Source organism: Klebsiella pasteurii (genome assembly GCF_018139045.1).
Taxonomy (GTDB): Bacteria; Pseudomonadota; Gammaproteobacteria; order Enterobacterales; family Enterobacteriaceae; genus Klebsiella; species Klebsiella grimontii.
Window position 1 is genome coordinate 5,552,959 of the sequence record NZ_CP073236.1, and the last position, 26,255, is coordinate 5,579,213.

Sequence of the window (26,255 nt, forward strand, 5' to 3'; positions counted from 1 at the left end):
ATTATTGAGAAGTCGGTGGCAGGTATTGGCTGATGAAGTGCTCGGCGAGCGTTTCGGCGCGGGCTTTATCCAGCGGTTTACCGCTCAGCGCCGCGCGTAGCCACAGCCCGTCGATCAGCGCGGCGAGACCGTATCCGGCCTCCTGCGCCTCTTCGCGCGGCAGGGCGCGCTGGAATTCATAGACGATATTCGACAGCAGTCGTCGGCTGCTGACCTGCTGCAGGCGATAGAGCATCGGCTGATGCATGCTGCTGGCCCAAAAGGCGAGCCAGGCCTTCATCGCCGCGCTGCTTATCTGGCTGTCGTCGAAGTTGCCCGCCACGATGGCGCGTAGGCGTTCCTGCGGGCCGGCGTCGGGCAGGGCGTGCAGGCGGCTCAACACCGCCTGGCGCAGCTGGCCGGTGATATCGCGCATCGTCGCTTCCAGCAACCCGTTCTTATCCTTGAAATAGTGGCTGATGATGCCGGTCGATACGCCAGCCCGTCGGGCGATCTGCGCGACGGTGGCATCGTGCATTCCCACTTCATTGATGGCGGCCAGGGTGGCGTCAATCAGCTGCCGCTGCCGTATCGGTTGCATCCCCAGTTTGGGCATTTCGTAGACTCCATTCATCAGCTTTGTTTATCTATTAAAGCGGTTTTTGATTGGACGTTCAATATAAAATGTGTCTTAATTGTTGCGGATTTTTGTTTTAATAGTTGCAAAAACAGTAAGGAGAATGGATGACAGACCTTTCACCGAGCAGAGAAAAGGACAAAATCAATCCGGTGGTTTTTTACACTTCCGCCGGACTGATTTTGTTGTTTTCCCTGATGACTCTTTTCTTCAGCGATTTTTCCGCGGCCTGGATTGGCCGTACCCTGAACTGGGTTTCCCGCACCTTCGGCTGGTACTATTTGCTGGCCGCGACGCTCTATATTGTGTTTGTGGTGTGCATCGCCTGCTCGCGTTTCGGTTCGGTGAAGCTCGGGCCGGAACACTCGAAGCCGGAATTTAGCATGCTCAGCTGGGCGGCAATGCTGTTCGCCGCCGGTATCGGCATCGACCTGATGTTCTTCTCCGTCGCCGAGCCGGTGACCCAGTATATGCAGCCGCCGGAAGGGGCGGGGCAGACCATGGAGGCGGCGCGCCAGGCGATGGTGTGGACGCTGTTTCACTACGGGCTGACCGGATGGTCGATGTATGCCCTGATGGGGATGGCGCTGGGATACTTTAGCTATCGTTATAATTTACCCCTGACCATCCGCTCCGCGCTCTATCCGATCTTCGGCAAGAAGATTAATGGTCCGATTGGCCACAGCGTGGATATCGCCGCCGTTATCGGCACCATCTTCGGTATCGCCACCACCCTCGGGATTGGTGTGGTGCAGCTAAACTACGGCCTCAACGTGCTGTTTGATATTCCGGATTCGCTGGGGGCGAAAGCGGCGCTGATCGTACTGTCGGTGATCATCGCCACTATCTCGGTGACCTCTGGGGTGGATAAAGGCATCCGTATTCTTTCCGAGCTTAACGTGGTGCTGGCCCTCGGGCTGATCCTGTTCATCCTGTTTATGGGCGACACCGAGTTTCTGCTCAACGCGCTGGTGCTCAACGTTGGCGACTATGTGAATCGTTTTATGGGCATGACCCTTAATAGCTTCGCCTTCGATCGGCCGGTAGAGTGGATGAATAACTGGACCCTGTTCTTCTGGGCGTGGTGGGTGGCGTGGTCGCCGTTTGTCGGCCTGTTCCTGGCGCGTATTTCACGTGGACGCACCATTCGTCAGTTTGTGGTGGGAACGCTGATTATCCCGTTCACCTTTACCCTGCTGTGGCTGTCGGTGTTCGGCAATAGCGCGCTGTATGAAATCATCCACGGCAACGCGGCCTTCGCCGCCGAGGCGGTCGCCCACCCGGAGCGCGGCTTCTATAACCTGCTGGCGCAGTATCCGGCGTTTACCTTTAGCGCTTCGGTGGCAACCATTACCGGCCTGCTGTTCTATGTGACCTCCGCGGATTCCGGGGCGCTGGTGCTGGGTAACTTCACCTCGAAGCTGAAGGATATCAACAGCGATGCGCCAAACTGGCTGCGCATCTTCTGGTCGGTGGTTATCGGCCTGCTGACCCTGGGGATGCTGATGACTAACGGCATTTCCGCCCTGCAGAACGCAACGGTGATTATGGGGCTGCCGTTTAGCTTCGTGATCTTCTTCGTGATGGCGGGGTTATATAAGTCGCTGAAGGTTGAGGATTATCGCCGCGAGAGCGCCAACCGCGACACCGCCCCGCGACCGCTCGGCGTGCAGGATCGCCTGAGCTGGAAGAAGCGCCTGTCGCGGCTGATGAACTACCCCGGCACGCGCTATACCCGCCAGATGATGGAGACGGTGTGCTTCCCGGCGATGGAAGAGGTGGCGCAGGAGCTGAAGCTGCGCGGCGCTTACGTCGAGCTGAAAAGCCTGCCGCCGGAAGAGGGAGACAGCCTTGGCCATCTTGACCTGCTGGTGCATATGGGCGATGAGCAGAACTTTGTTTATCAGATCTGGCCGCAGCAGTACGCCATTCCCGGCTTTACCTACCGGGCGCGCAGCGGGAAGTCGACCTACTATCGTCTGGAGACCTTCCTGCTGGAAGGGAGTCAGGGCAACGACCTGATGGACTACAGCAAAGAACAGGTCATTACCGATATTCTTGACCAGTACGAGCGTCATTTGAACTTTATTCACCTGCATCGCGAAGCGCCGGGCAACAGCGTGACCTTCCCCGGAATGTAGGCCGTCTAAACGTTTTCTGAAAAAGGGATTTAGCTGGTTAAATATACAGTGAATTGCGCAGGGAAGCGTATGATGACGGCGGGTGCCTGAGGCTTTCTGCGTTCAGGCTTAGGTGAGGATTCAGAAAGACGAAGCCTCAGGAGATGTTCCCATCAACCTGAGGCCTACAATCCAAACCTAGCACGCTGGATAATAGCCTCTTCTTCGCATGGAGGCAACGAGATGCTGACAAAATACGCCCTGGTGGCAATCATCGTGCTGTGTCTGACAGCGCTGGGATTGACGTTAATGGGGCGCGACTCGCTGTGCGAGCTGAGCATCAAAGAACGTAGTATGGAGTTTAAGGCCGTTCTCGCTTACGAAACGAAGAAGTAGCCGGTATGCGGGGAGCTATCCCCGCTTATCCGCAGGCTGGGTAAGGCACCTTAAGGCACCTTTTTTCTGCTTATGGGGCAGGATGGACGGCGAGAGAACATCGACCGGTTAAAACAATCGCGCCGCCACCCTGCATACTGCTTCGCCGGTCGCTGCCAGTATATTGACATCCATACCGGTATTCGGTCCGTTCTACCAGCAGACAAAACCACCATCAACCACCAGGTCAACGCCGGTACAGAACGATGCGGCATCGCTGGCGAGGAACAGCGCCGGGCCGGCCATCTCCTCAACCTTCGCCATACGCTGGATCGGCGTCTGGCTTTCGAATTCGCGAGTCTGATGAACCATCTCAGGCCGGGTGTTCATCGGCGTGGCGGTATAGCCGGGGCTGATGGAGTTGACCCGAATCCCTTTGCCAATCCACTCCATCGCCAGGCTTTTTGACAGGTGGATCACGCCCGCCTTGGAGCAGTTGTAATGGGCCTGATCGAGGCCGCGGTTAACGATAATGCCGGACATCGAGGCGATATTAATAATCGAACCGCCGCCCGTTTCCTGCATCAGTTCGGCTTCCGCTTTACAGGAGTTCCATACGCCGGTGAGGTTAATATCGATCACCCGCTGCCACTGCTCGGTTTCCATCTCCAGCGCCGGATTGGCGTTGGCGATACCGGCGGCGTTGACGGCGATATCAAGGCGGCCAAAGCGGCTTTTTGCCAACGCCACCCCAGCGCGTAGGTCGCTAAGCTGGCGCACATCGCCGGTGTAGAAACAGGCCTCGCCGCCGATGGCTTCGATATTTTTTACGGTTTCGGCAAGGCCGCCATCTTCGCGGAGATCGAAGCAGACGACCCGAGCGCCCGCGCTGGCGAGTCCGTAAGCAATCATTTGGCCGATGCCGCTGCCCGCGCCGGTTACAAAGGCCACGCGGTCCTGCAGATTAAATAGCTGTTGGGCAAAATCTTTTGCGATCATAGTTATCACTCTCTGAATAAATATCCTGCGGCACGCCAGGTGACCAAACCGTGCCGATCTGTAGCCCGGGTAAGGCGTCAGCCGCAACTCGAGGAAACAGCCCAACTACGACATAATCAAGCCGCCGTCGATATTGATGGTCTGCCCGGTGAGATAACGCGCATCATCGGAAGCCAGGAATGCCACCAGCCCGGCAACGTCTTCCGGTTTGCCGGCGCGCTTCATCGGAATGCCTTCGACCCACTCCGCCATCAGCTCGCCTTTACCGTAGCGCTTCTGCTCGGTGCTGAGGATTTCGCCCCAGACGCGATCGTTGTAGTCCCACATCTCGCTCTCGATAATGCCCGGACAGAAGGCGTTGACGGTGATATTCCACGGCGCCAGCTCGTGGGCCAGGCTCTGGGTGATGCCGATCACGCCCATTTTGCTGGCGGCATAGTGCGGGGTGTAGATAAACCCCTGGCGGCCCTGGCCGGAAGAGGTGTTGATCAGGCTGCCGTGGTTCTGTTTGACCATATATTTGGCGGCCTCGCGGCAGCACAGCCAGACGCCGGTGGTGTTAACTGCCAGCACTTTTTCAAAGTCGGCTTTTGGCATGCGATCGTAATAGTCGATGGTGATCACCCCCGCGTTCTGGATAGAGACGTCGATGGCGCCGAAACGTGCCGCCGCCTGCTCGTAAAGCGACTGCACCTGCGCTTCATCGGTGACATCAACCTGTAACGACAGGATATCGGCCTGATAGCGCTGGCGTAAGGTTTCCGCCGTTTCGTGGACGCGCTCGGCGTTAGAGACCATCACCAGATTCGCGCCGTCGCGAGCAAAGCGCTCGGCAATACCGGCGCCAATTCCGCGGCAGGCCCCGGTGATAACCACCGTTTTATTTGTGAAATTTCTTTGCATATTTTTCATCCCTTATAGAGGCCGGACGGCAGAGCGTCCGGCGGGGTAATAAAGACGTGATTAACTGGTGGCTCCTGCCGCAGCCAGCTTCTCCTCATGACGACGCATCAGGATGACTTTGTTCTGCAGTTTTTGCTGGAACTGGTCGACGACGACGGCGGTGACGATAACCACGCCCTTAATGACCATCTGCCAGAAGTCGCTGACGCCCATCATCACCATGCCGTCGGCGAGGAAGACGATGACGAACGCGCCGATGATTGAGCCGGTCACCCGACCGCGACCGCCCGCCAGCGCGGTTCCGCCGAGCACGGTGGCGCCGATGGCATCCATTTCGAACATATTGCCGGTCATCGGGTGCGCGGTTTGTAGCTGGGAGGCGACGATAAGGCCGACGAACGCCGAGCACAGGCCGGAGAAGGCGTAGACGAAGATTTTTGCCTTAACGATAGGCACGCCGGCCAGACGAGCGGCGGATTCGTTACCGCCGATGGCATAGATATAGCGGCCCAGCGGGGTTTTGGTGGTCAGCCAGTAGCCCAGCAGCAGGAAGCCGATCATCAGCCAGATTGGCAGATAAATGCCCATCAGCGTCCCGGATCCGAGGGTGGAAAAACCGGTGTTGCCCAGCGCTTCCATGCCGTTAAGGTTCGGGTAGGTGCTGCCGTCGTTGAACAAGAGCGCCGAGCCTCTGGCGACATACATCATGCCCAGGGTGCAGATAAAGGGCGCGACGCCGAAGCGGGTGATGACCGCGCCGTTCACAAAGCCGACCAGCACGCCGAAGAGCGCCACGCAGAGGATCACTTCCGGTACGTTGAAGAAGATAACGCTGCCGTTCCATAAGGGCAGGCCGCTGGTTAACAGCGCCCCGGCCACCATGCCGCAGATGCCGGCGACGGCGCCGACGGAGAGGTCGATACCGCCCGTCAGGATAACCAGCGTCATGCCGATGGCCAGCAGGCCGGTGATGGCCACGTGCTGGGTCATAATCAGCAGGTTAGATGTGGTCAGGAAATTCGGTACCATCACGCTGAAGAACGCGATAACCAGCAGCAGAGCGATAAACGTTCTGGCCTTCAGCAGGTACATATAAATCATATATTTCTGGTTCATGATGGGTTCCAGCCTGATTAATCTTGAGGTGTTGAAGCCGCGATTAATTTTTCGCGGGTCACCGCATGACGCGGTAAATCGGCAGTAATCCGGCCGTCGGCCATGACCAGGATGCGATCCGCCAGCGCCATCACTTCATCCAGCTCCGATGAAGAGAACATCACTGCCAGACCCTGCTGGGCCATTTTGCCGATCAGGTGATATACGTCGGTTTTCGCGCCGACGTCGATACCGCGAGTGGGCTCGTCGAGAAACACCACCTCCGGCTTCGTCATCAGCGCTTTGCCGAGCACCACTTTTTGTTGGTTGCCGCCGCTGAGCGAGGTGATAGGCAGATCGGGGTCGCTGACCTTGATCGCCAGTTCGCGAATCATCTCTTTGACGCAGGCGATTTCTTTCTGTGGATTGAGCCACTTCCACGCCCGGCGAAAGCCCTGCAGGCTGAAATCAGAGAGGGTCATATTCGATTGAATCGACATCATCTGCACCACGCCTTCGCCCTGACGGTCTTCGGGCACCAGCGCCAGCCCTTTTTTAAGCCGCGCCTGGAACGGCGCCTTGTCGATATTTTCGCCGTTGAGATGGACGTTCCCGCTCTGGCAGGGCATCAGACCGACCAGGCCTTTAAACAGCTCCGTGCGTCCGGCGCCGAGCAGGCCATAGATGCCGATCACCTCTCCCTTACTTAAGGTAAAGGTCACATCGTTGAGCTTATAGCCGCCGCTGGAATGAAGCGCCGTCAGACCTTCAACCGCAAGCACCGCTTCGCCTTTCGGCGCCGGCCGGTAGTCGAAATGTTTTTTCTTATCGCCGACCATCTGTTCGATAATCCACGGAATACTGGCGTCGCTGACCTCGCGCTCGCTGATAAAGCGCCCGTCGCGGAAAATGGTGATGTGGTCGCCAATTTCCATTAGCTCTTCCAGACGGTGGGAAATATAGATAATGGTGACGCCGCGACGTTTAAGCTGCTCAATGACGTTAAACAGGATTTTGACTTCCGACTGGCTGAGCGCGGAAGTGGGTTCATCCATAATTAATACCCGGGTGTCTTTTGAAAGCGCGCGCGCAATTTCTACCAGTTGCTGATGGCCGATGCCTAATTCGCCGAGTTGGGTGTAGGGATCGACATCAAGCTCCAGCCTTTCCAGTAATGATTTGGCTAACTCATATTGATATTTTTCGTTAATTTTCCCTTTTTGAAAGAATTCGTTAGCCATAAAAATATTATCCATGACGTTCATATTCGGGAATAAATTTAACTCCTGAAATATGATGCTGATTCCCTGCTTTTCCGCCTGGTGCGTCGAGCTAAGGGTCACCGGAGCGCCATCAAGAATAATTTGACCGGACGAGGGTGTTTCAACGCCAGCAAGCATTTTCATCATGGTGGATTTACCCGCACCATTTTCACCGATCAGAACGTTTACTTTATTTCGATAGACCCGGTAATTCACGTTATCTAAGGCGACGACGCCCGGATAAACACGGGATAATTCGCGGGTTTCGATAATAACTTCAGAGTCGACTGGTTGGGAATTGACGAGTTCTTGCCGCTGCATGTTATTGTCCTCCCAAACGAACAATTTTTGCTGGCGTAATATCAGGAATATTATGTGGAATATCCCAGGCCGAGAACACGCCGTACACCTGTACCGCTTCGCCGGTTTTCACTTGCGCCGTCTGGATCATTTTTACCGCGTGTTCGTTAATCTTCCGGCTATATTCGCCAAACAGCACCTGATCGTTAAAGTCCTGATAGCTGGCGCCCTGATAGCCGTCGCGTAATAATGTGCCGCGCAGCGTCGGGCCAATTTGCACCACCACGTTGCCGCCGTGGGTATCCTCAATCGTCATTTTTCCGCTGCGCGAAGCGGAATCAATTTTGCTGATATTGCCTTCGACTTTGACGTAAAACACGCAGGGGTTTTCGTCCTGAGCGCGATAGCCTAACGCTTTGCAGGCGCTATCAATATCTTTCGCCGCGCGCAGGGCGGTCATAAGCTCGGCAACGGGGCGAGCTTTAGCCACAACCTGGGGAACCAGCTGGTCTTGCCATGTCCGATCGATATCCGCCATATGCGGATTGGGCGGAGATTTAAGATCGGCCAGCTCCTGCTGAGAGACGATACGACAGCCTCCGAGCGCGAGAACGACCAGCATCAGCGAGATTTTTTTATACATAATACGCTCCTGTGCGCCCCGGACGGGGCGCAACAACCCGAAATCAGGATTTGATATTGAAGTCCTGCACTTTGTCTGCATTGTCCTGAGTAATCAGAATGCCGCGGAACATCACGCGCTGCTTGGCCGGTTTTTCACCTTTTTGCAGGTAGTTATCGAGGTCGGTCACCCCCTGAGCGGCGATGGCCTGTGCCTGAAGCATCACGGTGGCCTGCAGGGTGCCGGCTTTTACCGCGTCGCGTTCATCGTTGCTGCCATCGATACCGACCACCACCACATCGTTACGATTCGCCGCTTTCAGCGCGGCAATGGCGCCGAGAGCAACGGGACCGTTGCCGCAAATTACGCCTTTAACATCGGGGTGCGCCTGCAGAATACTGTCCATAATGCGCTTGCCGTCGATTAAGGTGCCCTTCGCGTCCTGTTTAGCGACGCTGACCATATCCGGGTACTGGTCAATCACCTGGTGGAAAGATTTAGAGCGGGTCACGCAGTTATTATCCGCAAGGTTACAGGTCAGTTCGGCATATTTTCCTTTCTCCGCCATTTTCTCGACAAATACGTTGGCGACTTCAGAACCGGCCTGGAAGTTATTGTGGGTAATTTGCTCCAGCGCGATATCATCGACAGGAATTTCGCGATTGATTAAAACCACCGGAATACCCGCTTTCTTCGCTTTTTCAATGGCGGCGACGCTGGCGGTGGAATCGGCGTTATCCAGAATAATGCCCTGAACTTTTTTACCGATGGCGGTATCGATCAGCTCATTCTGTTTTTTGACATCTTCGCCATGCGACAAAATGGTGGTCTGGTAGCCCAGCTCTTTGGCTTTTTCGCTGGCGCCCTTGGCTTCAGAGGCGTAATAGGGGTTATCCAGCGAGTTAACCATGATCATAATGGTGCCTTTTTCTGCCGCCTGGGCAGCGAAAGAAAAGGCGGTCAGGGTGGCTGCGGTTAAAAGCGTTAAACGTAATTTCATGACAATTTTCTCTCTTGGTTGTTATTGTCGGGTACGGTGAAACAACGTAAGGCCTGCAAATCGAGTTTATGGGCCGGGGGTCTCCTTTTGTTGATAATTAAGAGCCTATCCATTAGGGCTATTTTACTGGCCATTTTGAACGCCCTTCAGGGCGGCCCGGAGGGCGAGCATCGCGAGTTAATCCTCACGTACTACGTGTACGCTCCGGGATCGAAGCGCTGTCCGTATTCAAACTGCCTGCGCCAATAACGCCTACGGGAATAGGCTCTAAGGTGCGTCACGCGTTCGATTCCCTGGTGGGCGTCAGGCGGACGTTGCCGGTTTCCATAATGTTCTGTTCACCGCATGGCGCCACTCCTGCCATCTTTTCTGCAGGCGCTGGTGGCGGGCCATATCGGGGATAAATTCGCTGTGTTCGGTTAAAAAGGCTTTCAGGTCGGTGACCGTTCCCGGATTCAGGGCCTTGCGCGCAAGGAGGGCCGCGCCAATCGCCGACAGCTCGGCAACGTCGCTGCGCATCACCGGGCAGCCAAGCAGGTCAGCCTGATACTGCATTAACCAGTCGTTCTTAGTCGGGCCGCCGTCGACCATCAGCGCCGTTAAGTGGAAGTCGTCCTGCTGGCGCATCGCCACCACAACATCGGCAATTTGATAGGTAATGGATTCCAGCGCGGCGCGAATCAGATGGGCGCGCTTGACGCCGCGGCTCAGGCCGCAAATCACGCCGCGGGCGCTGTCATCCCACCACGGGGCGCCCAGGCCGGTTAACGCCGGCACAAAATAGACGCCCAGCGTGGAGTCCACGGAGGTGGGCAGGGTGTTGAGTTCATGCGCCAGTTCAGCATCGGAAAGTTCGCTCAAGCCGGTGCTGTCCGCCATCCACGCTACGGCATCGCCGGTATGCGGAATATTACCTTCGAGTCCGTAGGTGATGCTGTCGCCGTCGTGCCAGGCGATGGTGGTGGCCAGCGCGTCGATATCGCACTGTGCGGATTTTACCGGCGCCATCACCGATGACCCCGTACCGTAGGTGGCTTTCACGCAGCCGAGTTCGCCCAGCGCGTGGCCAAACAGCGCGGCGTGGGAATCCCCGACCATCGCCATCACCGGAATACCGTCTGGGATAGCGTTCAACCCCCGGGTATAGCCAAACAATCCGCTGGAGGGCTTGATCTCCGGCAGCGCGGCGCGCGGGATCTGGAACAGCGCCAACATGTCGTCGTCCCACTGGCCGGTTTGCAGGTTCAGCAGCTGGGTACGCGCGGCATTGGAGTAATCGCAGTAGAACGCATCGCCCTGGGTTAAGTTCCACAGCAGCCAGCTGTCGATAGTGCCGAGGCAGATTTCTCCGCGCTCAGCCAGCGCGGGCCCCTCAGGAAGAGATTCCAGCAGCCAGCGCATTTTCGAGGCCGAAAACAGAGGCGCGATCGGCAGGCCGGTCACGGCCTTGATTTGCTGCTCTTTATCGCTGTGGCGCAGTTCATCGCAAAACGCGGCGCTGCGGCTGCACTGCCAGGTGATCGCGGCGTTAATTGGCTTACCGCTCTGGCGATACCAGCCGATCGCGGTCTCGCGCTGGTTGCTGATGGCTAATGCCGCGACGTTTTCTGCGCCAACGTGCGCTACCGCTTTCGCGATAACCGCCAGCGAAGCGTCAACCAGGACTTCTCCCGACTGCTCGACCCAGCCTTCACGCGGCGTCTGGATCGCCAGCGGCTGAGAGAATTTCACCACGACCTGGCCGCGGCTATCGAGTACGACGGCTTTGGCATTGGTGGTGCCTTCGTCCAGCGCAATGATGAACTCTTTACGTGTTGCCTGCATTAGGTAGTCTCCTGAGTCACACTTCGTCCTGGCGCGGAGGGGGAAGTCGGTATTCCTCTTTATCGCATTGCTTCTTAGCAGGCCATGATGTGACAATTCGTTTTCACTTTTTTAATCACTGAATATATATTCGATAGTGATTATTTATTTGTTACCTTAGCCAGAAACTTCCCGTCGGGCTACCGGAAAAGTTATCAATTGTGCTGGCAATCACACTTATCCGTTTGGTGAAGCTTCCGGATGTCGGAGGAAAAGAGCGCGGTTGGATGGTTATATACGATTGAAATATAAAAATTTATTGCCTAAGCCTTTACGCCTGAAGGAGAGCGTAAAGGCTGTGGGAAAGTGTTTGAGTGAGGAAATTACCCGGCGATAAGCAGCCTGGCCGTTGGATAATCGGTGATCAGAACATCGATATAACCGCCCGAAAGCGCGCCTTTGATAGCCGCCACCTTCTCGCTGCCACCGGCAAGGGCCACCACGTTAGGGCACTTCTTCACCTTCTCCAGCGCCATGCCGATCACAGGATCTTCATCATCGCGCAACACCGCCTTGCCGTTTTTATCGTAGTAGTGCAGGCAAATGTCGCCCACGGCGCCGCGTTCCGCCAGCACCTGGAGCATATCTTCGTGATAGTAGTTACCGGAAGTTTTGAGCAGCTGCGAAGGCTCAAGGATGCCAATTCCGACGATGGCGATATCGACTTCGTCGAAGCGGGCAATGACGTCGGCGACATCTTTGCTGGCCACGAGGCGATTTTTCTCCTCAGTGGAGCCTTCAATGCTCTGGGAAGGGAGTAGCCAGGCTTCACAGTTCAGATGCTGCGCCAGGGTCTGGGTCAGGATAGTCGCCTGCACGTTACCATTTGGGCCCACGCCGCCAAGCAGTTGAATCACGCCGTTGGCCTTCAGGTTTTGCGCGTGAACCTCATCAACCATTGCGCGGATAGTCGAACTCCACGAAGAGACGCCGATCAGATCTTTCGGCCGCAATCGCGTTTCCAGATAGTGGGCGGCGGCGGAACCGATGGCGCGCTTGATGGTGTGATCGTTGGCGTCGTCTTCGGTATCCACGACGATGGCCTGTTTAATTCCGTAGCGATCCTCGAGGCCTTTTTCAAGATTGAGGAAAATATTCGATGGCTGAACAACGCTGATTTTGACCACGCCCTCTTTTTGGCAGCGGGCGATCGCTCGGGAGATAAATGACTGAGAAAGCGAGAGAAGTTGAGCGATATCGGACTGCTTTCGTCCTTCAAGATAGTAGAGCGTGGCAATCTTAACTAATAGCCGTTGTTCATCCTGCTTAGCCATATATTTCCCCGAAAATCATTTACGTGCAGCCATTATGTTAGAGCTCATTATCATACGCGAAAAGAAAAGACAGTTAAGTGTGATGGATATCTAACTTTCGCCAATCCTCAAAATCAGCGATGGACAAAAACAGAACAGTAGCTGCATAATTGAATAAAGAGTCGTTAGTGAATATATATTCATGGCGGTTTCAGGTCAACTGAAAAGTGCCCGGGTGACGTCATGCCCGGTGGTAAGGAGGCAGAATGTTCCTGAGTATGATGCAGCGGCGTAAGTCTTACGATGCGTTGCCTGGGGATGTCTGGTTTTTTTAGTCCCTGACGGAATAAATATTCCAAGTTGAAAATAAATTCAGAGGTATTAAATGAATCCCTATAGCTATGATGTCCAGGCACTCGAGCGCAAAGCCCGCGCCGTACGTCGCCATATCGTCAGATTGAACGCCAACAGCCCTGCGGGCGGGCACACCGGCGCCGACCTGTCGCAGGTTGAACTGCTCACCGCGCTCTATTTCCGCATTCTGAACGTCGCGCCGGAGCGTCTTGCTGACGATCAGCGCGATATTTACATCCAGTCGAAAGGCCATGCGGTGGGCTGCTACTACTGCGTGCTGGCCGAGGCGGGCTTCTTCCCGGTTGACTGGCTGGACACCTATCAGCATGCCAATTCCCATCTTCCCGGTCATCCGGTTCGTCAGAAAACGCCGGGCATTGAGCTCAACACCGGCGCGCTGGGCCACGGTTTGCCTGTTGCGGTGGGGCTGGCGCTGGCGGCGAAAAAAAGCAACAGCTCCCGCCGCATCTTTTTAATTACCGGCGATGGCGAACTGGCGGAGGGCAGTAACTGGGAAGCGGCGCTAGCCGCGGCGCACTACGGCCTTGATAATCTGATCATTATTAATGACAAGAACAATCTCCAACTGGCGGGGCCGACGCGCGAAATTATGAATACCGATCCGCTGGCCGACAAATGGAAGGCCTTCGGGATGACGGTCACCGAATGCCAGGGCAACGACATGGCCTCGGTTGTCGCGACCCTGGAAGGGCTGAAGCAGGAAGGTAAACCGAACGTCGTTATCGCCAACACCACGAAAGGCGCCGGTATTTCCTTTATCCAGGGGCGTCCGGAGTGGCACCACCGGGTACCGAAAGGCGAAGAGATTGCACTGGCACTGGAGGAACTGAAAGATGAGTAATGCAGAACACCTGGCGAGCGTGATGGTTCAGGCCTTTATTGATGCGGTTGACCGCGGCGTCGATCTGGTGCCGGTCGTCGCTGACTCCACCTCAACGGCCAAAATCGCGCCGTTTATTAAGCAGTTCCCCGGTCGTCTGGTGAACGTGGGCATCGCCGAGCAGAGCATGGTCGGGACGGCGGCGGGTCTGGCGCTGGGGGGGAAAGTGGCGGTCACCTGTAACGCCGCGCCGTTCCTGATTTCCCGCGCTAATGAGCAGATTAAGGTCGACGTTTGCTACAACAACACCAACGTTAAGCTATTTGGCCTTAACGCCGGCGCCAGTTACGGACCGCTGGCCAGCACCCATCACGCGATTGACGACCTGGCGGTGATGCGCGGCTTCGGCAATATCCAGATTTTCGCCCCGTCTTCGCCGCGCGAATGTCGACAGATTATCGATTACGCCATCGGCTATCAGGGGCCGGTCTATGTTCGTCTTGACGGTAAGGCGCTGCCGGAACTGTATGACGAAAGCTATCGCTTTGTGCCGGGAGCGGTCATCACGTTGCGGGAAGGCGAAGATATCGCGCTGGTCGCTACCGGATCGACGGTGCACGAAATCGTCGATGCCGCGCAGATGCTGGCCGATGCGGGGATTCAGGCCAAAGTGGTGAGCGTGCCGTCTATTCGCCCTTGCGATACCGCCGCGCTGCTGGCGGCCCTGAAGCCGTGCAAGACGGTGATTACGGTGGAGGAGCATAACGTCAACGGCGGCCTTGGGAGCCTGGTGGCGGAAGTGCTGGCCGAAGCCGGCGCGGGAATCCCGCTCAAACGTCTGGGGATCCCGGATGGCGAGTATGCGGCGGCGGCGGACCGCGGCTGGCTGCGTAAACATCACGGTTTCGATGCCGCATCCGTCGCCGAACTGGCGCAGAAAATGCGCTGATATCAGCGAGTGGCAAGCGCGTGCCCGGTGATACCGGGCCTGCAACAAATGTGCAGCGAGAGGGTAGCGCGGTATTCGTAGGCCGGGCAAGGCGGTAGCCGCCGCCCGGCAGAAATGCGGCTATGGTGCTGAAAGCGGGTTGCCATCCGTCTCCGGTTGTCGCAGCGGCGCGTCTTTTATGGCGCGCAGAGCGTGATGACGCAGTCCCCTGCCTTAATCCACTGTAGCTGATACTCCCCGGCGGAGAGCCGAAGCCGCAGGTTTCCTTCCTTTATATATGTAACCTCAAAGTCGCTGAAACCTATCCTGGCCTGGATCGCCGAATGGCTGGCCTTAAACGCGCTCTCTTTTGCCGAAAACGCCAGCGTCAGCGCCAGCTCAGGCGGCAGGCCGCTGGCGTCCAGCCGTCTTTTTTCCGCGCTATTGATGATGCTGCTTTCCAGTTCCGCCGCCAGCGAAGGCGCCATGACTCGTTCGATATCAACGCCGACCGGCCCGGCGGAGACAACCGCCAGCGCGCTGCGTTCGCAGTGGCTGATGCTGCCGTACCACGGCGCGGGCCACAGGGGCTGGCGTTGGTCACCAATGGCAGGCACCTCTTTTTCACCCACTTCCCGCAGCGCGTAAACCGCGGCGATACGCCCGGCGAGATGCTCGGACTGCCGCTTGCGGACGCAGCCGCTTAACCGGGCATGATGCGGGAGCCAGAGGAGGTCTTCAGGCTGGAAGGTCAACGGGTCGAAATCCACCCGCTGCAGCGAGTGACCGGCAAGTTGAATGATCGAGTGTTGGATGTGCATCAGGCAATGTTAACAGATTCTCCCTTCCGCCCTCTATGGGAAGAGGGCGGGGGAACGGTAGACAATCAGAAGTGGGTATTGACGCTCATATACCAGGTGCGGCCTGATTCGTTATAGGTATTGGCGCCCGCGCCAGCCATATAAGAAACATCGGTCAGGCTACCGGTGGTTTGCGCATTACCCGCGCGCCAGTGGCGCTTGTCGAAGACGTTATCCACGCCGCCGGTCAGGCTGACGTTTTTGGTCACATCCCAGGTGGCGCTCAGGCCAACGATGCTGTACGGGCTGACTTCGTCCGTTTCAGAACCCTCCGCCGGTTGACCTTTGTAGTTATATTTCTTCGGCTGCTGCTTGCCGTACCAGGTGAAGGTCGACTGTACGGAAATATCCTGCTGAATCTGCCAGCTCAGGGTAGAGTTCAGGGTGTATTCCGGAATAATCGACAGACGATCGCCGGTTTCCTTGTTTTTACTTTGCAGCATATAAGTGATGTTATTGGTCCAGTTCACCGTTTCGCTGACCGGCACGTTCAGGGTGCCTTCCAGACCTTCAACCACCGCTTTCGGCACGTTTTCCCACTGATAGATATCGGTTTTGACGTTACCTTTCGACGTTTTTGCAATCGGCGCGTAGCCCGCTTCGATTTTATCGCGGTAGTCGTTGCGGAACCAGGTCACCCCCGCCAGCCAGCCGTCGCGCTTAAACTCAAGGCCAATCTCTTTGTTGATGCTGGTTTCGGCTTTCAGGTCATCGTTACCCATCATGTAGCAACCGGTGCCGTTACCGCTGGCGTAGCAGCCCTGGCCTTTACTATAGAGAATATAGTTCGGGTTAGTTTGGTACAGGCTCGGCGCTTTGTAGGCGCGGGCGATGCCCATTTTTAACGTGAAGTCATCCCACAGACCCTGAGACAGGTTCAGCGACGGGCTCCAGTTGTTGCCGACGATCGTGTGATGATCGAAACGCAGCGCCGGCGTCAGCATGGTGGTGTCGGTCAGCTCCACGTTATCTTCGGCAAACAGGGAGAAGATCTCGGCCTTCGAGTACGGGCTACGGCCGGTGCTGTCATAGCCGTCGATATCGCCGCCCATAAAGGTCTGGGTATTTGACGCCAGATCCTTCATCCGCTGCTGATTCCACTCGGTGCCCAGCGTCAGGTTCTGGTTGAACACCAGATCCAGAGGAATGTTGACTTCGCTGTGCAGCATCACGTCGGCGAGGTCGATATCGCTGAACTGGTTGCTGTTGAAGATACCTTCCGTGCCGCCCGCCAGACCTTCGCCTTTACGCGAGTTACGGGTACGTTCGTACTGGGCCCAGTTGCTGGTGGTCACGCCGTTATCCCAGCCGCCGTTCCAGGTGACGGAGTAAGTCTGGCGATAGAGGCGGTTCGTCTCTTTACCGTAGTTCTCTTTCACCAGATCGTTGGTATTGGTGTTCTGCGTATCGCCCGCGTAGAGGTTGCCCTGACGGCTGTAGCCGGATTCAAACTCCAGCGACTGCATCGGGGCGAAATCCCAGCGCACGACGCCGTTAATGTTCTTATTTTTCACCCCTTCGCGCCCGGCAGGCATGGTATTGGCATAGGCGCCGGTACGCTCGGACTGATGTCCGTCGTTGATATCCCAGGCATCGGCCTGGGTTTTGTCGAGGTTGCCCAGCAGGCGGAAGCTGAAATCGCCGCCCAGCGGGCCACTGAGGCTAAAGTTGGTGCGTTTAGTCGAGCCTTCGTCTTTATGCTCCGGGGCGTTCATGTAGGTATTCCATGAACCGTGCCATTCGCCGTCGCTCTTCTTGGTGATGATATTGACCACGCCGCCCGCCGCGCCGTTGCCGTAGCGCGCGGCCGCCGGGCCGCGAATGACTTCAATACGTTCGATCAGCTCCGGCGGTACCCATGAGGTATCGCCGCGGGTATCGCGCTCGCCGCGCCAGCCCAGACGTACGGAGTTGCGGCTGGTCACGGGCTTGCCGTCAATCAGGATCAGGGTGTTTTCCGGGCCCATGCCGCGAATATCAATCTGGCGATTGTTGCCGCGCTGGCCGCTGGTGGAGTTGCCGGTCAGGTTAACGCCGGGCATGGTACGAATAATTTCCGACACGTCGCGGGCGGGCGGGCGTTTACGAATTTCGTCCGCGGTAATGGTTGAAACGCCGGGGGCCTGCAGGTTCTGCTCGGCGGCGGTGACGACCATGGTTTCATCAGCGGCTGCGGCTTTGCTATCGGAGGCCGTTTCCGCCGCGCTCAGCGGAAAGGCAGCCCCGTAGATTCCCAGATTGACCAGCAAGGCCAGGGATTTGATCCTGTTATTCATTGTCATTCCTGCTTTTCGTCGCCGCCTTCCCCAAAGGCCCTTCCCGTCGGGAGGGGAGGCGGAATCAATAGTGCCGGTAGAGGGCAAAGGCATTCCGTCGCTGGCTAAATGAGCCCTCTCTGACATGTTTATTTTTGAAAGACGCGCTTCCCACAGCGCGCTAATACGCTATTGCAAATGAAAATAGTTATCAATAATATTATCAATAAATATTGCGTTTATTAATGCGTTTGTTGATAAATGTCACGATAAACATAGGGTTGAAAAGGAATGCATAAGACAGGATGCGACGACTGGTGGCGCACTATCTCCGGTCCGCAAATAGAGGCCGTGGACGACGCGTATCGGGTGACCTTCTGGTGGCGCGATCCGGCGGGCGACGAAGCCTCTTCGGCAACCCGGCGGGTGTGGATTTATATTACCGGCGTGACTGACCATCATAAAAACGCCGTGCCGCAAACGCTGCAGCGCATTCCCGGCACCGATGCCTGGTGCTGGCAAACCACGCTTTCTCCCACCTGGCGCGGCAGCTACTGCTTTATCCCTTCCGCGCGCGACGACGATTTTTCTCCTCAGCTTTTTAACGGCGACAGCCCGGACCGCGCGCTGCTGCGCGAAGGCTGGCGCAAGCTGCTGCCGCGGGCGATTGCCGACCCACTTAATCCGCAAAGCTGGAAGGGCGGGCGCGGTCACGCGGTCTCCGCGCTGGAGCTGCCGGAAGCCCCTGAGCAGCCGGGCTGGGCGCTGCGCGATGAGCCTTATCAGCCTCCGATCTGCATTGAGTGGCGCAGCCAGCGGCTCGGTAACCGCAGACGAATATGGGTTTACGCCACCGGAGACGCGCAGCCGCAGCAGCGCCCGTTGGCGATCCTGCTCGACGGCCAGTTCTGGGCCGAAAGCATGCCGGTATGGTCGCCGCTGGCGGGCCTAACCCGCGAAAAACGGCTGCCGCCGGCAGTTTATCTGCTGATTGACGCGATTGATAACTCACACCGGGCCGCAGAGCTGCCCTGCAATGACGCGTTCTGGCTGGCGGTACAGGAAGAGCTGCTGCCAATGGTTCACCGGCTAGCGCCTTTTAGCGATCGCGCCGATCGCACGGTGGTGGCGGGGCAGAGCTTTGGCGGACTGGCGTCGATGTTCGCCGCCCTCTACTGGCCCCAGCGCTTTGGCTGCGTGCTCAGCCAGTCCGGCTCCTACTGGTGGCCGCATCGCGGCGGCGCGCAGACGGGCCTGCTGGTTGACCGCCTGAGCCGCGGCGAATTACATCCGCAAGGGCTACGTATCTGGCTGGAAGCCGGTATTCGCGAGCCGATCATTTTTCGCGCTAACCAGGCGCTGCTGACGCATCTGGAACAGCAGACGATTTTCTGGCGTCAGGTTGACGGCGGGCATGATGCGCTGTGCTGGCGCGGCGGGCTGACGGCGGGGCTCATCCAGCTGTGGCAGCCTTTATGCCGTGACGAGTAGCAAACCGCGCTTTACGAGGAATTTGACATGCAATTCAGTAATCCCTTCGACAATCCACAAGGGCAGTTTTACATCCTGCGCAATGAGCAGCAGCAGTACAGCCTGTGGCCGCGCCACTGCGCGCTGCCGCAAGGCTGGTCGGTAGAGTGCCCGCCGCAGTCGTTAGAGGCGTGCAACGCCTGGCTGGCGGCGAACTGGTCTACCTTGAGCCCCGCCCACCATGCGTCCTGAGGAGCCGATAATGACCACACGTTTACCGCTGGTTGCGGCGCAGCCTGGGATCTGGATGGCGGAGCGCCTCTCGACGCTGCCCGGTGCCTGGAGCGTCGCCCACTATGTTGAGCTGCGCGGCGATATTGACCCGGTCCTGCTCGGGCGGGCGATTATCACCGGGCTGTCGCAGGCCGACACCCTCAGCATGCGCTTTTGTGAAGATAACGGCGAAGCCTGGCAGTGGGTCGATGAACATCGCATTTTTGCCGAGCCGGACTGTCGGGATCTGCGCGCGTTGAACGATCCGCACGCCGCGGCGCTGGCGCTGATGCAGGCCGACCTCGGGCAGAATCTGCGGGTGGACGGCGGTAATCCGCTGGTCTGCCATCAGCTGCTGCGGGTAGGGGATAAGTGCTGGTACTGGTATCAGCGTTACCACCATTTGCTGGTCGATGGCTTCAGCTTCCCGGCCATTACCCGCCAGATAGCCGCAATTTATCGCGCCTGGCAGCGCGGTGAAGATACGCCCGCCTCGCCGTTTACGCCCTTTGCTGAGGTGGTGGAAGAGTACCAGCGCTATTACGGCAGCGACGCCTGGCAGCGTGACAAACGGTTCTGGCAGGCGCAGCGTCAGGCGCTGCCGTCCCCGGCCTCGCTGTCGGACGCGCCGCTAGCGGGAAGGGCGACCAGCAGCGATATCTGGCGCATGAAGCTGGAAGCGGATGCCGGCGTCTTTAGCCGGCTGGCGGCAAGTGCGCCGCAGTGCCAGCGCGCGGATCTGGCGCTGGCGCTGACCGCCCTGTGGCTGGGACGGCTGTGCAGCCGAACGGAGTATGCCGCAGGCTTTATTTTTATGCGTCGTATGGGCTCCGCGGCGCTCACCGCCACCGGTCCGGTGCTCAACGTTCTGCCGCTGGCGGTCACCATTGACGCCGGGGAAACGCTGCCGGAGCTGGCCGCGCGTCTTGCCGGACAGCTGAGGAAAATGCGCCGCCATCAGCGCTATGATGCCGAACAGATTGTCCGCGACAGCGGCAAGGCGGCGGGCGATGAACCACTGTTTGGCCCGGTGCTTAATATTAAAGTTTTTGATTATCAGCTAGATATCGATGGCGTACAGGCGATAACCCATACCCTGGCGACCGGTCCGGTCAACGACCTGGAGCTGGCGCTGTTCCCGGATGAAGCCGGTGGCCTGTCTCTGGAGGTGCTGGCCAATAAGCAGCGTTATGATAAACAGACGCTGGGCAACCATATCGCCCGACTTTCCGCGCTGCTGGCGCAGTTTGCCGATAATCCGGCCCTGCGCTGCGGCGACGTGAATATGCTATCGGCGGCGGAAGCGGAGCAACTACGGCGGGTGAACGCCACCGCCGTCGATCTGCCGCTCACCACCCTGAGCGCCCTGGTGGCGGAGCAGGCGGCGAAAACCCCGGATGCCCCGGCGCTGGCGGACGGCCGCTGGCAGTTTAGCTACCGCGAGATGCGCCAGCAGGTGGTGGCGTTGGCTGAACAGCTTCGCGCGCGGGGCGTCAACCCGGGCGATAGCGTGGCGGTGGCGCTGCCGCGTTCGGTATTCCTGACCCTGGCGCTGCACGGCATCGTTGAAGCCGGCGCCGCCTGGCTGCCGCTGGATACCGGCTATCCCGACGATCGTCTGCGGATGATGCTGGAAGACGCCCGGCCGTCGCTGCTGATTACCTCTGAAGATCAGCGGGCGCGCTTTAGCGATATTCCCGGCCTCGAAAGCTTGTGCTACCAGCAGCCGCTGGCGACGGCGGATGCCGCGCCGCTGGCGCTCTCGCAGCCGGAGCATACCGCGTATATCATCTTCACTTCCGGCTCGACGGGGCGACCGAAAGGAGTCATGGTCGGGCAAACCGCCATCGTCAACCGCCTGCTGTGGATGCAGGACCACTATCCGCTCACCGCCGATGACGTGGTGGCGCAGAAAACGCCGTGCAGCTTTGATGTATCGGTATGGGAGTTCTGGTGGCCGTTTATCGCCGGCGCGCAGCTGGTGATGGCCGAGCCGGAAGCCCATCGCGATCCGCTGGCGATGCAGCAGTTTTTTGCCCGCTACGGCGTGACCACCACCCACTTTGTGCCGTCGATGCTGGCGGCGTTTGTCGCTTCGCTGGATACGGAAAATGTCGCCTCCTGCCAAACCCTGCAACGAGTATTTTGTAGTGGTGAAGCGTTGCCGACAACGCTGTGCCGGGAGTGGGAATCACTGACCGGCGTGCCGTTGCATAACCTGTATGGACCGACGGAAGCGGCGGTGGACGTCAGCTGGTATCCGGCCTGCGGGCCTGCTCTGGCGGCGGTAACCGGCGCCAGCGTGCCGATTGGCTGGCCGGTATGGAATACCGGATTGCGTATTCTGGATGCATCGATGCGCCCGGTACCGCCGGGCGTGGCGGGGGATCTCTACCTGACCGGCATTCAGCTGGCGCAGGGTTATCTCGGGCGTCCCGATTTAACCGCCAGCCGCTTTATCGCCGATCCTTACGCGCCGGGCGAGCGCATGTACCGCACCGGCGACGTTGCCCGCTGGCTGAATAACGGCGCCGTCGAGTATCTCGGGCGCAGCGACGATCAGCTAAAAATCCGCGGCCAGCGGATCGAACTTGGGGAAATTGATCGCGCAATGTCGGCGCTGCCGGACGTTGCGCAGGCGGTGGCTCACGCCTGCGTCTTCAACCAGGCGGCGGCGACCGGGGGCGATGCCCGCCAGCTGGTGGGCTATCTGGTTTCTGAATCCGGCCTGCCGCTGGATACCGAGGCGCTTAAAGCGCGGCTTGGCGAACAGTTGCCGCCGCATATGGTGCCGGTGGTGCTGATTCAGCTGCCGGCGCTGCCGCTGAGCGCCAACGGTAAGCTGGATCGCAAAGCGCTGCCGCTGCCGACGCTGAGCCGCGTAAGCCGCGGTCGTCCGCCGGAGCCGGGCGTTGAGACCACCGTTGCCGCAGCGTTCAGCCAGCTGCTGGGCTGCGAGGTGAACGATATCGACGCCGATTTCTTCGCCCTCGGCGGCCATTCGCTGCTGGCGATGCGTCTGGCGGCGACGCTCGGCCGCGAACTGCAACGCCAGGTGACGCCGGGGCAGGTGATGGTCGCTTCTACCGTCGGCAAGCTGAGCGCGCTGCTGGTATCGGATCTCAGCGATGAGCAGGCGCAACGGCTGGGTTTCGACGCGATCCTGCCGCTGCGCGAGAGCGACGGCCCGACGCTATTTTGCTTCCACCCGGCTTCCGGTTTTGCCTGGCAGTTCAGCGTGCTGGCGCGTTATTTAAACCCGCGCTGGTCGATCGTCGGCATTCAGTCGCCTCGACCGCACGGACCGATGGCGACGGCGGCGGATCTGGATGCGGTCTGCGAGCATCATCTGCAAACCCTGCTTTCGCAGCAGCCCCACGGCCCCTATTATCTGCTGGGCTATTCGCTCGGCGGCACCCTGGCGCAGGGAATTGCCGCCCGCTTACGCCAGCGCGGCGAAGCGGTGGCGTTTCTCGGCCTGCTGGATACCTGGCCGCCGGAAACGCAGAACTGGGCGGAGAAAGAGGCCAACGGTCTGGATCCTGAGGTGCTGGCGGAGATCGCCCGCGAGCGCGAGGCGTTTCTTGCCGCTCAGCAGGGGCAGGCTTCCGGCGAGCTGTTCCGCGTGATCGAGGGTAACTACGCCGACGCGGTGCGCCTGCTGACCACCGCGCACAGCGCGAAGTTTGACGGTAAGGCGACGCTGTTTGTGGCGGAGAAAACCCGTCAGCCCGGGATGGATCCGCAGAGGGTCTGGAGGCCGTGGGTCGGTGAGCTGGAGGTATTTAGCCAGGATTGCGCCCACGTGGATATTATCTCTCAGCAGGCTTTTGAAGCGATCGGCCCGGTGCTCAGGGAGATACTGGGTTAGGGAACGATGAACTCCCGGGTTGCAGATGGTGGTGAACCCGTAGCCCGGTCAGCGAAGCGCCACCGGGGAAGCAAACCGCAGAGCATTTCAGACCTGGCACATTTCCCGGAGGCGGCGCTTGACGCGCCTGTCCGGGCTACCGGCCCGCAGAAGGCGGTGAACCCGTAGCCCGGCTAAGCGTAGCGCGAGCCGGGAGTCTCTACTTTCGACCCAGCGGCACCACCAGCGGCGTATGCGCCACCGGATCCTCTATGATCGTACAGCGCAGACCGTAAACCTTTTCAATGAGCTCCGTGCTGACGATCTCCTTCGGCGCGCCTTCGGCGACGATTTTACCCTCGCGCAGGGCAATCAAATGGGTGGCGTAGCGGCAGGCCTGGTTCAGATCGTGCAGCACCGCCGCCAGCGTATAACCCTTCTGCTGATTCAGCTCGCTCAGCAGCTCAAGCAGATCGATCTGATGGCTGATATCCAGCCAGGTGGTGGGCTCATCGAGCAGCATAATCGCCGTCTCCTGGGCCAGCACCATGGCGATCCACGCCCGCTGGCGCTGGCCGCCGGATAGCGTATCGACGCTTTGTCGCGCCAGATCGGTAATACCCGTGGCCTTCATCGCTCTGCTGACCGCCTCTTCATCCTCTTTGCGCCAGCGGGTAAAAAGCGGCTGGTGCGGATAGCGCCCGCGGGCCACCAGCTCCTGGACCGTAATATCCCCCGGGGTGGTGGCGTTCTGCGCCAGCAGGCCGATGCGTTTGGCAACCTCTTTACTGGCGTAACGCTGGATCTGCTCGCCGTCGAGATAAACATGACCGCTGGCGGGCGTCATCAGGCGGCTCAGAGTGCGCAGCAGCGTCGATTTACCACAGCCGTTGGGGCCAATAATGGCGGTAAAGTGGCCGTCGGGAATGGTGACGTTCAGCGATTCGGCGATGGTTTTTTTGCCGTACGCCAGGGTCAACTGGTCGCCGCGCAAACGGGAGGTTACAGCGGTCATTTTTTGCGGGACTCCTGAATTAATAACCCGATAAGGTAGATGCCGCCAATGCTGACGGTCACCACGCCCACCGGTAACTGATAGGGCATAAACAGACGCTGCGCGCAGTAGTCAGACAGCGCCAGCAGCAGGGCGCCGCATAGCGCCGCCTGCGCCAGCCCCCAGCGGGCGGTACCGCTAAGGCGCCGCGCGATATGCGGCGCCACGAGGGCGATAAACGAAATCGGCCCGGCGAGCGCGGTAGCGGCGGCGGTCAGCACCACCCCGACCAGCATCAGCAGCAGCCGCGAGCGTTCAACCCGCACGCCCAGCGCGCAGGCGGTGTCGTCGCCCATCTCCAGCAGCCGCATACGCCGCGCCAGCAGCGCCCCGCACGCCAGCATCAAGAGAATCAGCGGCGCGGAGGGCCAGGTTTTCCCCCAGGTCAGACCGTTAAGCGAACCGGCATACCACAGCCCGGCGGAGAGGGCGGTTTCCAGCGAAGCGCGCAGCAGCAGCCAGGTGTTGAACGCCACCAGCATGGCCCGCACGCCGATGCCGATTATAATCAGGCGAAAGGTCTCAATGCCGTTGCGCCACGCCAGCAGCCAGACCACCAGCGCGGTGAGAATACCGCCAACCATTGCCGCCATGGCGATAGCCGCCAGGTTCTGGCCGAACATCACCATCGCCACCAGCACGCCGCTCCAGGCCCCGGTGTTGAATCCCATCACGTCCGGGCTACCCAGCGGGTTACGGGTCAGCGACTGGAAAATCGCGCCGCTGACGCCAAGGGCGGCGCCGATCAGCAGCGCCATCAGCACGCGCGGCAGTCGCCACTCGGTCACCACCAGGGTGACGTTACGCGGCGCATCGCCGAGCAGCGCGGAGATAACCTGCTCAACGCTTAACGGCACCAGGCCGCTACCCAGCCCCCACAGGGAGACCAGCACGCTGGCGACCAGCAGCAGCAGACAGCTCAATATCAGGCGACGAGAAGGCGCAATCACATGCCACCTCCGCGCGGCTGGCGGCGCACCAGCCAGATCAACACCGGCGAGCCGATAAAGGCGCTGACCACCGAAACCCGCAGTTCGCCGGGCACCAGCAGGCGCCCCAGTACGTCGGCAAACAGCAGCAGAGCGGGGGTCGCCAGCAGGGTCACCGGCAGCGACCAGCGATGATCCGCGCCCACCAGCCAGCGGGCCATATGCGGCATCATCAGGCCGATAAAGGCGATTGGCCCAACCACCGCCGTGGCGCTACCGCACAGGACCGTAATCGCGAGCAGACCGATAAGCTGAGTCCGCGCGACGCGGCTGCCGAGGGCGGTGGCCGTATCGTTACCGAGGCTCAGGCTGTTTAAGGCCCGACTCAGCAGTAGGGTCACCAGACCGGCCATCAGCACCGGGATTAGCACAATTTTCAGGGTTTGCAGGGTGCGCACGTCCAGCGAGCCCGCCTGCCAGAAGCGCAGTTGGTCATAGACGTCAGGATTAAGCAGCGCGATACCGCTGGAAAGCCCTTCCAGCACCGCCGCCAGGGCGACCCCCGCGAGGGTCAGACGCACGGGGCTAAGCTGTCCGCCGCCCTGGCTGCCGGTAAAGGCGACCAGCAGCGAGGCGCCGAACGCGCCGCAAAAGGCCATCAGCAGCTGCTCCTGCGGCGAGGAAAGGCCAAACAGCGCCGCGCCGAGCACGATAGCGAAGCTGGCGCCGGAGTTGACGCCAAGGATCCCCGGGTCCGCCAGCGGGTTGCGGGTCAGCGTTTGCATCAGCGCGCCGGCCAGACCCAGCGCGCCGCCGGCCAGCAGCCCAGCGAGGGTTCGCGGCAGCCGGGCATCAAGGACGATGGTGCAATCGGCGCTCTGGCAGGTGCCGGTGAAGGCATCGAGGACGACGCTAAACGGTAGGGGTTTGGCGCCGATCAACAGGCTGAGTGCAACGGCGATGATTAAAACGATTAAAAGACCCGGCACGGCAAAGGCGCGCGCCGCGGTCGTGGAACACGACATGGCTTACA

General features: G+C 59.1%; 21 protein-coding genes. 7 read left to right on the forward strand and 14 right to left on the reverse strand.

The features are described from left to right. Window position 1: 1 nt before the first annotated feature. Entirely contained in the window at window positions 2-595 is a 594-nt protein-coding gene (betI, locus tag KCG39_RS25895; protein WP_004130288.1) for a transcriptional regulator BetI, read from the reverse strand. 128 nt (window positions 596-723) lie between these two features. On the opposite strand from betI, the gene KCG39_RS25900 reads away from it, so the two are divergent. Both KCG39_RS25900 and KCG39_RS25905 read left to right on the forward strand, forming a co-directional pair. Beyond that, the gene (locus tag KCG39_RS25900; RefSeq protein ID WP_142467822.1) at window positions 724-2,757 is read left to right on the forward strand and encodes a choline transporter; all 2,034 of its coding nucleotides are present in this window, start codon (window positions 724-726) and stop codon (window positions 2,755-2,757) included. 222 nt (window positions 2,758-2,979) lie between these two features. Beyond that, the gene (locus tag KCG39_RS25905; RefSeq protein ID WP_112165465.1) at window positions 2,980-3,132 is read left to right on the forward strand and encodes a Hok/Gef family protein; all 153 of its coding nucleotides are present in this window, start codon (window positions 2,980-2,982) and stop codon (window positions 3,130-3,132) included. Between the two features lie 192 nt (window positions 3,133-3,324). On the opposite strand, the gene KCG39_RS25910 is transcribed toward KCG39_RS25905, so the two are convergent. The 8 genes from KCG39_RS25910 to KCG39_RS25945 form a co-directional block, all read right to left on the reverse strand. After that, complete coding sequence (locus tag KCG39_RS25910) at window positions 3,325-4,110, reverse strand: SDR family oxidoreductase (protein ID WP_004130297.1); 786 nt, start codon at window positions 4,108-4,110, stop codon at window positions 3,325-3,327. Window positions 4,111-4,215: 105 nt separating this feature from the next. Then, window positions 4,216-5,013: an SDR family oxidoreductase gene (locus KCG39_RS25915; protein ID WP_004130299.1), complete on the reverse strand. Its 798-nt coding sequence runs from the start codon at window positions 5,011-5,013 to the stop codon at window positions 4,216-4,218. Between the two features lie 60 nt (window positions 5,014-5,073). Then, window positions 5,074-6,129 (reverse strand): ABC transporter permease, encoded by a 1,056-nt coding sequence (locus KCG39_RS25920; protein ID WP_004130301.1) that lies wholly within the window; start codon window positions 6,127-6,129, stop codon window positions 5,074-5,076. A gap of 17 nt (window positions 6,130-6,146) precedes the next feature. Then, complete coding sequence (locus tag KCG39_RS25925; RefSeq protein ID WP_004130303.1) at window positions 6,147-7,691, reverse strand: sugar ABC transporter ATP-binding protein; 1,545 nt, start codon at window positions 7,689-7,691, stop codon at window positions 6,147-6,149. 1 nt (window position 7,692) lies between these two features. Then, entirely contained in the window at window positions 7,693-8,313 is a 621-nt protein-coding gene (locus KCG39_RS25930) for a DUF2291 family protein (RefSeq protein WP_142467821.1), read from the reverse strand. A gap of 43 nt (window positions 8,314-8,356) precedes the next feature. Continuing rightward, a complete protein-coding gene (locus tag KCG39_RS25935) occupies window positions 8,357-9,292 on the reverse strand; it encodes a D-ribose ABC transporter substrate-binding protein (RefSeq protein WP_004130307.1) in 936 nt (311 codons plus the stop codon). 303 nt (window positions 9,293-9,595) lie between these two features. Next, a complete protein-coding gene (locus KCG39_RS25940) occupies window positions 9,596-11,116 on the reverse strand; it encodes an FGGY family carbohydrate kinase (RefSeq protein ID WP_087828689.1) in 1,521 nt (506 codons plus the stop codon). Window positions 11,117-11,478: 362 nt separating this feature from the next. Next, the gene (locus tag KCG39_RS25945; RefSeq protein ID WP_004130309.1) at window positions 11,479-12,429 is read right to left on the reverse strand and encodes a sugar-binding transcriptional regulator; all 951 of its coding nucleotides are present in this window, start codon (window positions 12,427-12,429) and stop codon (window positions 11,479-11,481) included. Between the two features lie 364 nt (window positions 12,430-12,793). Between KCG39_RS25945 and KCG39_RS25950 the strand changes: the two genes are divergently transcribed. Both KCG39_RS25950 and KCG39_RS25955 read left to right on the forward strand, forming a co-directional pair. Continuing rightward, on the forward strand, window positions 12,794-13,624 hold the full coding sequence (locus KCG39_RS25950; protein ID WP_004130310.1) for a transketolase: 831 nt from the start codon (window positions 12,794-12,796) through the stop codon (window positions 13,622-13,624). Continuing rightward, a complete protein-coding gene (locus KCG39_RS25955) occupies window positions 13,617-14,552 on the forward strand; it encodes a transketolase family protein (protein ID WP_049113604.1) in 936 nt (311 codons plus the stop codon). Before KCG39_RS25950 ends, KCG39_RS25955 begins: the two co-directional genes overlap by 8 nt. Before the next feature lie 176 nt (window positions 14,553-14,728). On the opposite strand, the gene entD is transcribed toward KCG39_RS25955, so the two are convergent. Next, complete coding sequence (gene entD, locus KCG39_RS25960) at window positions 14,729-15,352, reverse strand: enterobactin synthase subunit EntD (protein WP_004130314.1); 624 nt, start codon at window positions 15,350-15,352, stop codon at window positions 14,729-14,731. 65 nt (window positions 15,353-15,417) lie between these two features. Next, window positions 15,418-17,667 carry a TonB-dependent siderophore receptor gene (locus tag KCG39_RS25965; RefSeq protein ID WP_112165462.1) on the reverse strand — a complete coding sequence of 750 codons (2,250 nt, stop codon included), beginning with the start codon at window positions 17,665-17,667 and terminating at the stop codon, window positions 15,418-15,420. 270 nt (window positions 17,668-17,937) lie between these two features. On the opposite strand from KCG39_RS25965, the gene fes reads away from it, so the two are divergent. The 3 genes from fes to entF are packed head-to-tail and all read left to right on the forward strand — an operon-like array spanning window position 17,938 to window position 23,260. Then, window positions 17,938-19,137 carry an enterochelin esterase gene (gene fes, locus KCG39_RS25970; protein WP_004130317.1) on the forward strand — a complete coding sequence of 400 codons (1,200 nt, stop codon included), beginning with the start codon at window positions 17,938-17,940 and terminating at the stop codon, window positions 19,135-19,137. Window positions 19,138-19,164: 27 nt separating this feature from the next. Then, window positions 19,165-19,368, forward strand: a complete 204-nt coding sequence (locus KCG39_RS25975) for an MbtH family protein (protein WP_049113610.1) — start codon at window positions 19,165-19,167, stop codon at window positions 19,366-19,368. 10 nt (window positions 19,369-19,378) lie between these two features. Continuing rightward, window positions 19,379-23,260, forward strand: a complete 3,882-nt coding sequence (entF, locus tag KCG39_RS25980) for an enterobactin non-ribosomal peptide synthetase EntF (protein WP_142467820.1) — start codon at window positions 19,379-19,381, stop codon at window positions 23,258-23,260. Window positions 23,261-23,459: 199 nt separating this feature from the next. On the opposite strand, the gene fepC is transcribed toward entF, so the two are convergent. From fepC to fepD, 3 genes are read right to left on the reverse strand one after another with little or no spacing between them, the layout of a single operon-like run. Continuing rightward, window positions 23,460-24,254, reverse strand: a complete 795-nt coding sequence (gene fepC, locus KCG39_RS25985; RefSeq protein WP_087828686.1) for an iron-enterobactin ABC transporter ATP-binding protein — start codon at window positions 24,252-24,254, stop codon at window positions 23,460-23,462. Further along, on the reverse strand, window positions 24,251-25,243 hold the full coding sequence (gene fepG, locus KCG39_RS25990; RefSeq protein WP_004130323.1) for an iron-enterobactin ABC transporter permease: 993 nt from the start codon (window positions 25,241-25,243) through the stop codon (window positions 24,251-24,253). The genes fepC and fepG overlap by 4 nt, the downstream gene beginning before the upstream one ends. Continuing rightward, window positions 25,240-26,247, reverse strand: coding sequence for a Fe(3+)-siderophore ABC transporter permease (gene fepD, locus KCG39_RS25995; protein ID WP_142467819.1), 1,008 nt, complete (start codon window positions 26,245-26,247; stop codon window positions 25,240-25,242). Before fepD ends, fepG begins: the two co-directional genes overlap by 4 nt. Between the last annotated feature and the right edge of the window lie 8 nt (window positions 26,248-26,255).

Coding starts and splice junctions, on each gene's coding strand:
- betI (WP_004130288.1), bottom strand. CDS start 595: ATGCCCAAACTGGGGATGCAACCGATACGGCAGCGGCAGCTGATTGAC.
- KCG39_RS25900 (WP_142467822.1), top strand. CDS start 724: ATGACAGACCTTTCACCGAGCAGAGAAAAGGACAAAATCAATCCGGTG.
- KCG39_RS25905 (WP_112165465.1), top strand. CDS start 2,980: ATGCTGACAAAATACGCCCTGGTGGCAATCATCGTGCTGTGTCTGACA.
- KCG39_RS25910 (WP_004130297.1), bottom strand. CDS start 4,110: ATGATCGCAAAAGATTTTGCCCAACAGCTATTTAATCTGCAGGACCGC.
- KCG39_RS25915 (WP_004130299.1), bottom strand. CDS start 5,013: ATGCAAAGAAATTTCACAAATAAAACGGTGGTTATCACCGGGGCCTGC.
- KCG39_RS25920 (WP_004130301.1), bottom strand. CDS start 6,129: ATGAACCAGAAATATATGATTTATATGTACCTGCTGAAGGCCAGAACG.
- KCG39_RS25925 (WP_004130303.1), bottom strand. CDS start 7,691: ATGCAGCGGCAAGAACTCGTCAATTCCCAACCAGTCGACTCTGAAGTT.
- KCG39_RS25930 (WP_142467821.1), bottom strand. CDS start 8,313: ATGTATAAAAAAATCTCGCTGATGCTGGTCGTTCTCGCGCTCGGAGGC.
- KCG39_RS25935 (WP_004130307.1), bottom strand. CDS start 9,292: ATGAAATTACGTTTAACGCTTTTAACCGCAGCCACCCTGACCGCCTTT.
- KCG39_RS25940 (WP_087828689.1), bottom strand. CDS start 11,116: ATGCAGGCAACACGTAAAGAGTTCATCATTGCGCTGGACGAAGGCACC.
- KCG39_RS25945 (WP_004130309.1), bottom strand. CDS start 12,429: ATGGCTAAGCAGGATGAACAACGGCTATTAGTTAAGATTGCCACGCTC.
- KCG39_RS25950 (WP_004130310.1), top strand. CDS start 12,794: ATGAATCCCTATAGCTATGATGTCCAGGCACTCGAGCGCAAAGCCCGC.
- KCG39_RS25955 (WP_049113604.1), top strand. CDS start 13,617: ATGAGTAATGCAGAACACCTGGCGAGCGTGATGGTTCAGGCCTTTATT.
- entD (WP_004130314.1), bottom strand. CDS start 15,352: ATGCACATCCAACACTCGATCATTCAACTTGCCGGTCACTCGCTGCAG.
- KCG39_RS25965 (WP_112165462.1), bottom strand. CDS start 17,667: ATGAATAACAGGATCAAATCCCTGGCCTTGCTGGTCAATCTGGGAATC.
- fes (WP_004130317.1), top strand. CDS start 17,938: ATGCATAAGACAGGATGCGACGACTGGTGGCGCACTATCTCCGGTCCG.
- KCG39_RS25975 (WP_049113610.1), top strand. CDS start 19,165: ATGCAATTCAGTAATCCCTTCGACAATCCACAAGGGCAGTTTTACATC.
- entF (WP_142467820.1), top strand. CDS start 19,379: ATGACCACACGTTTACCGCTGGTTGCGGCGCAGCCTGGGATCTGGATG.
- fepC (WP_087828686.1), bottom strand. CDS start 24,254: ATGACCGCTGTAACCTCCCGTTTGCGCGGCGACCAGTTGACCCTGGCG.
- fepD (WP_142467819.1), bottom strand. CDS start 26,247: ATGTCGTGTTCCACGACCGCGGCGCGCGCCTTTGCCGTGCCGGGTCTT.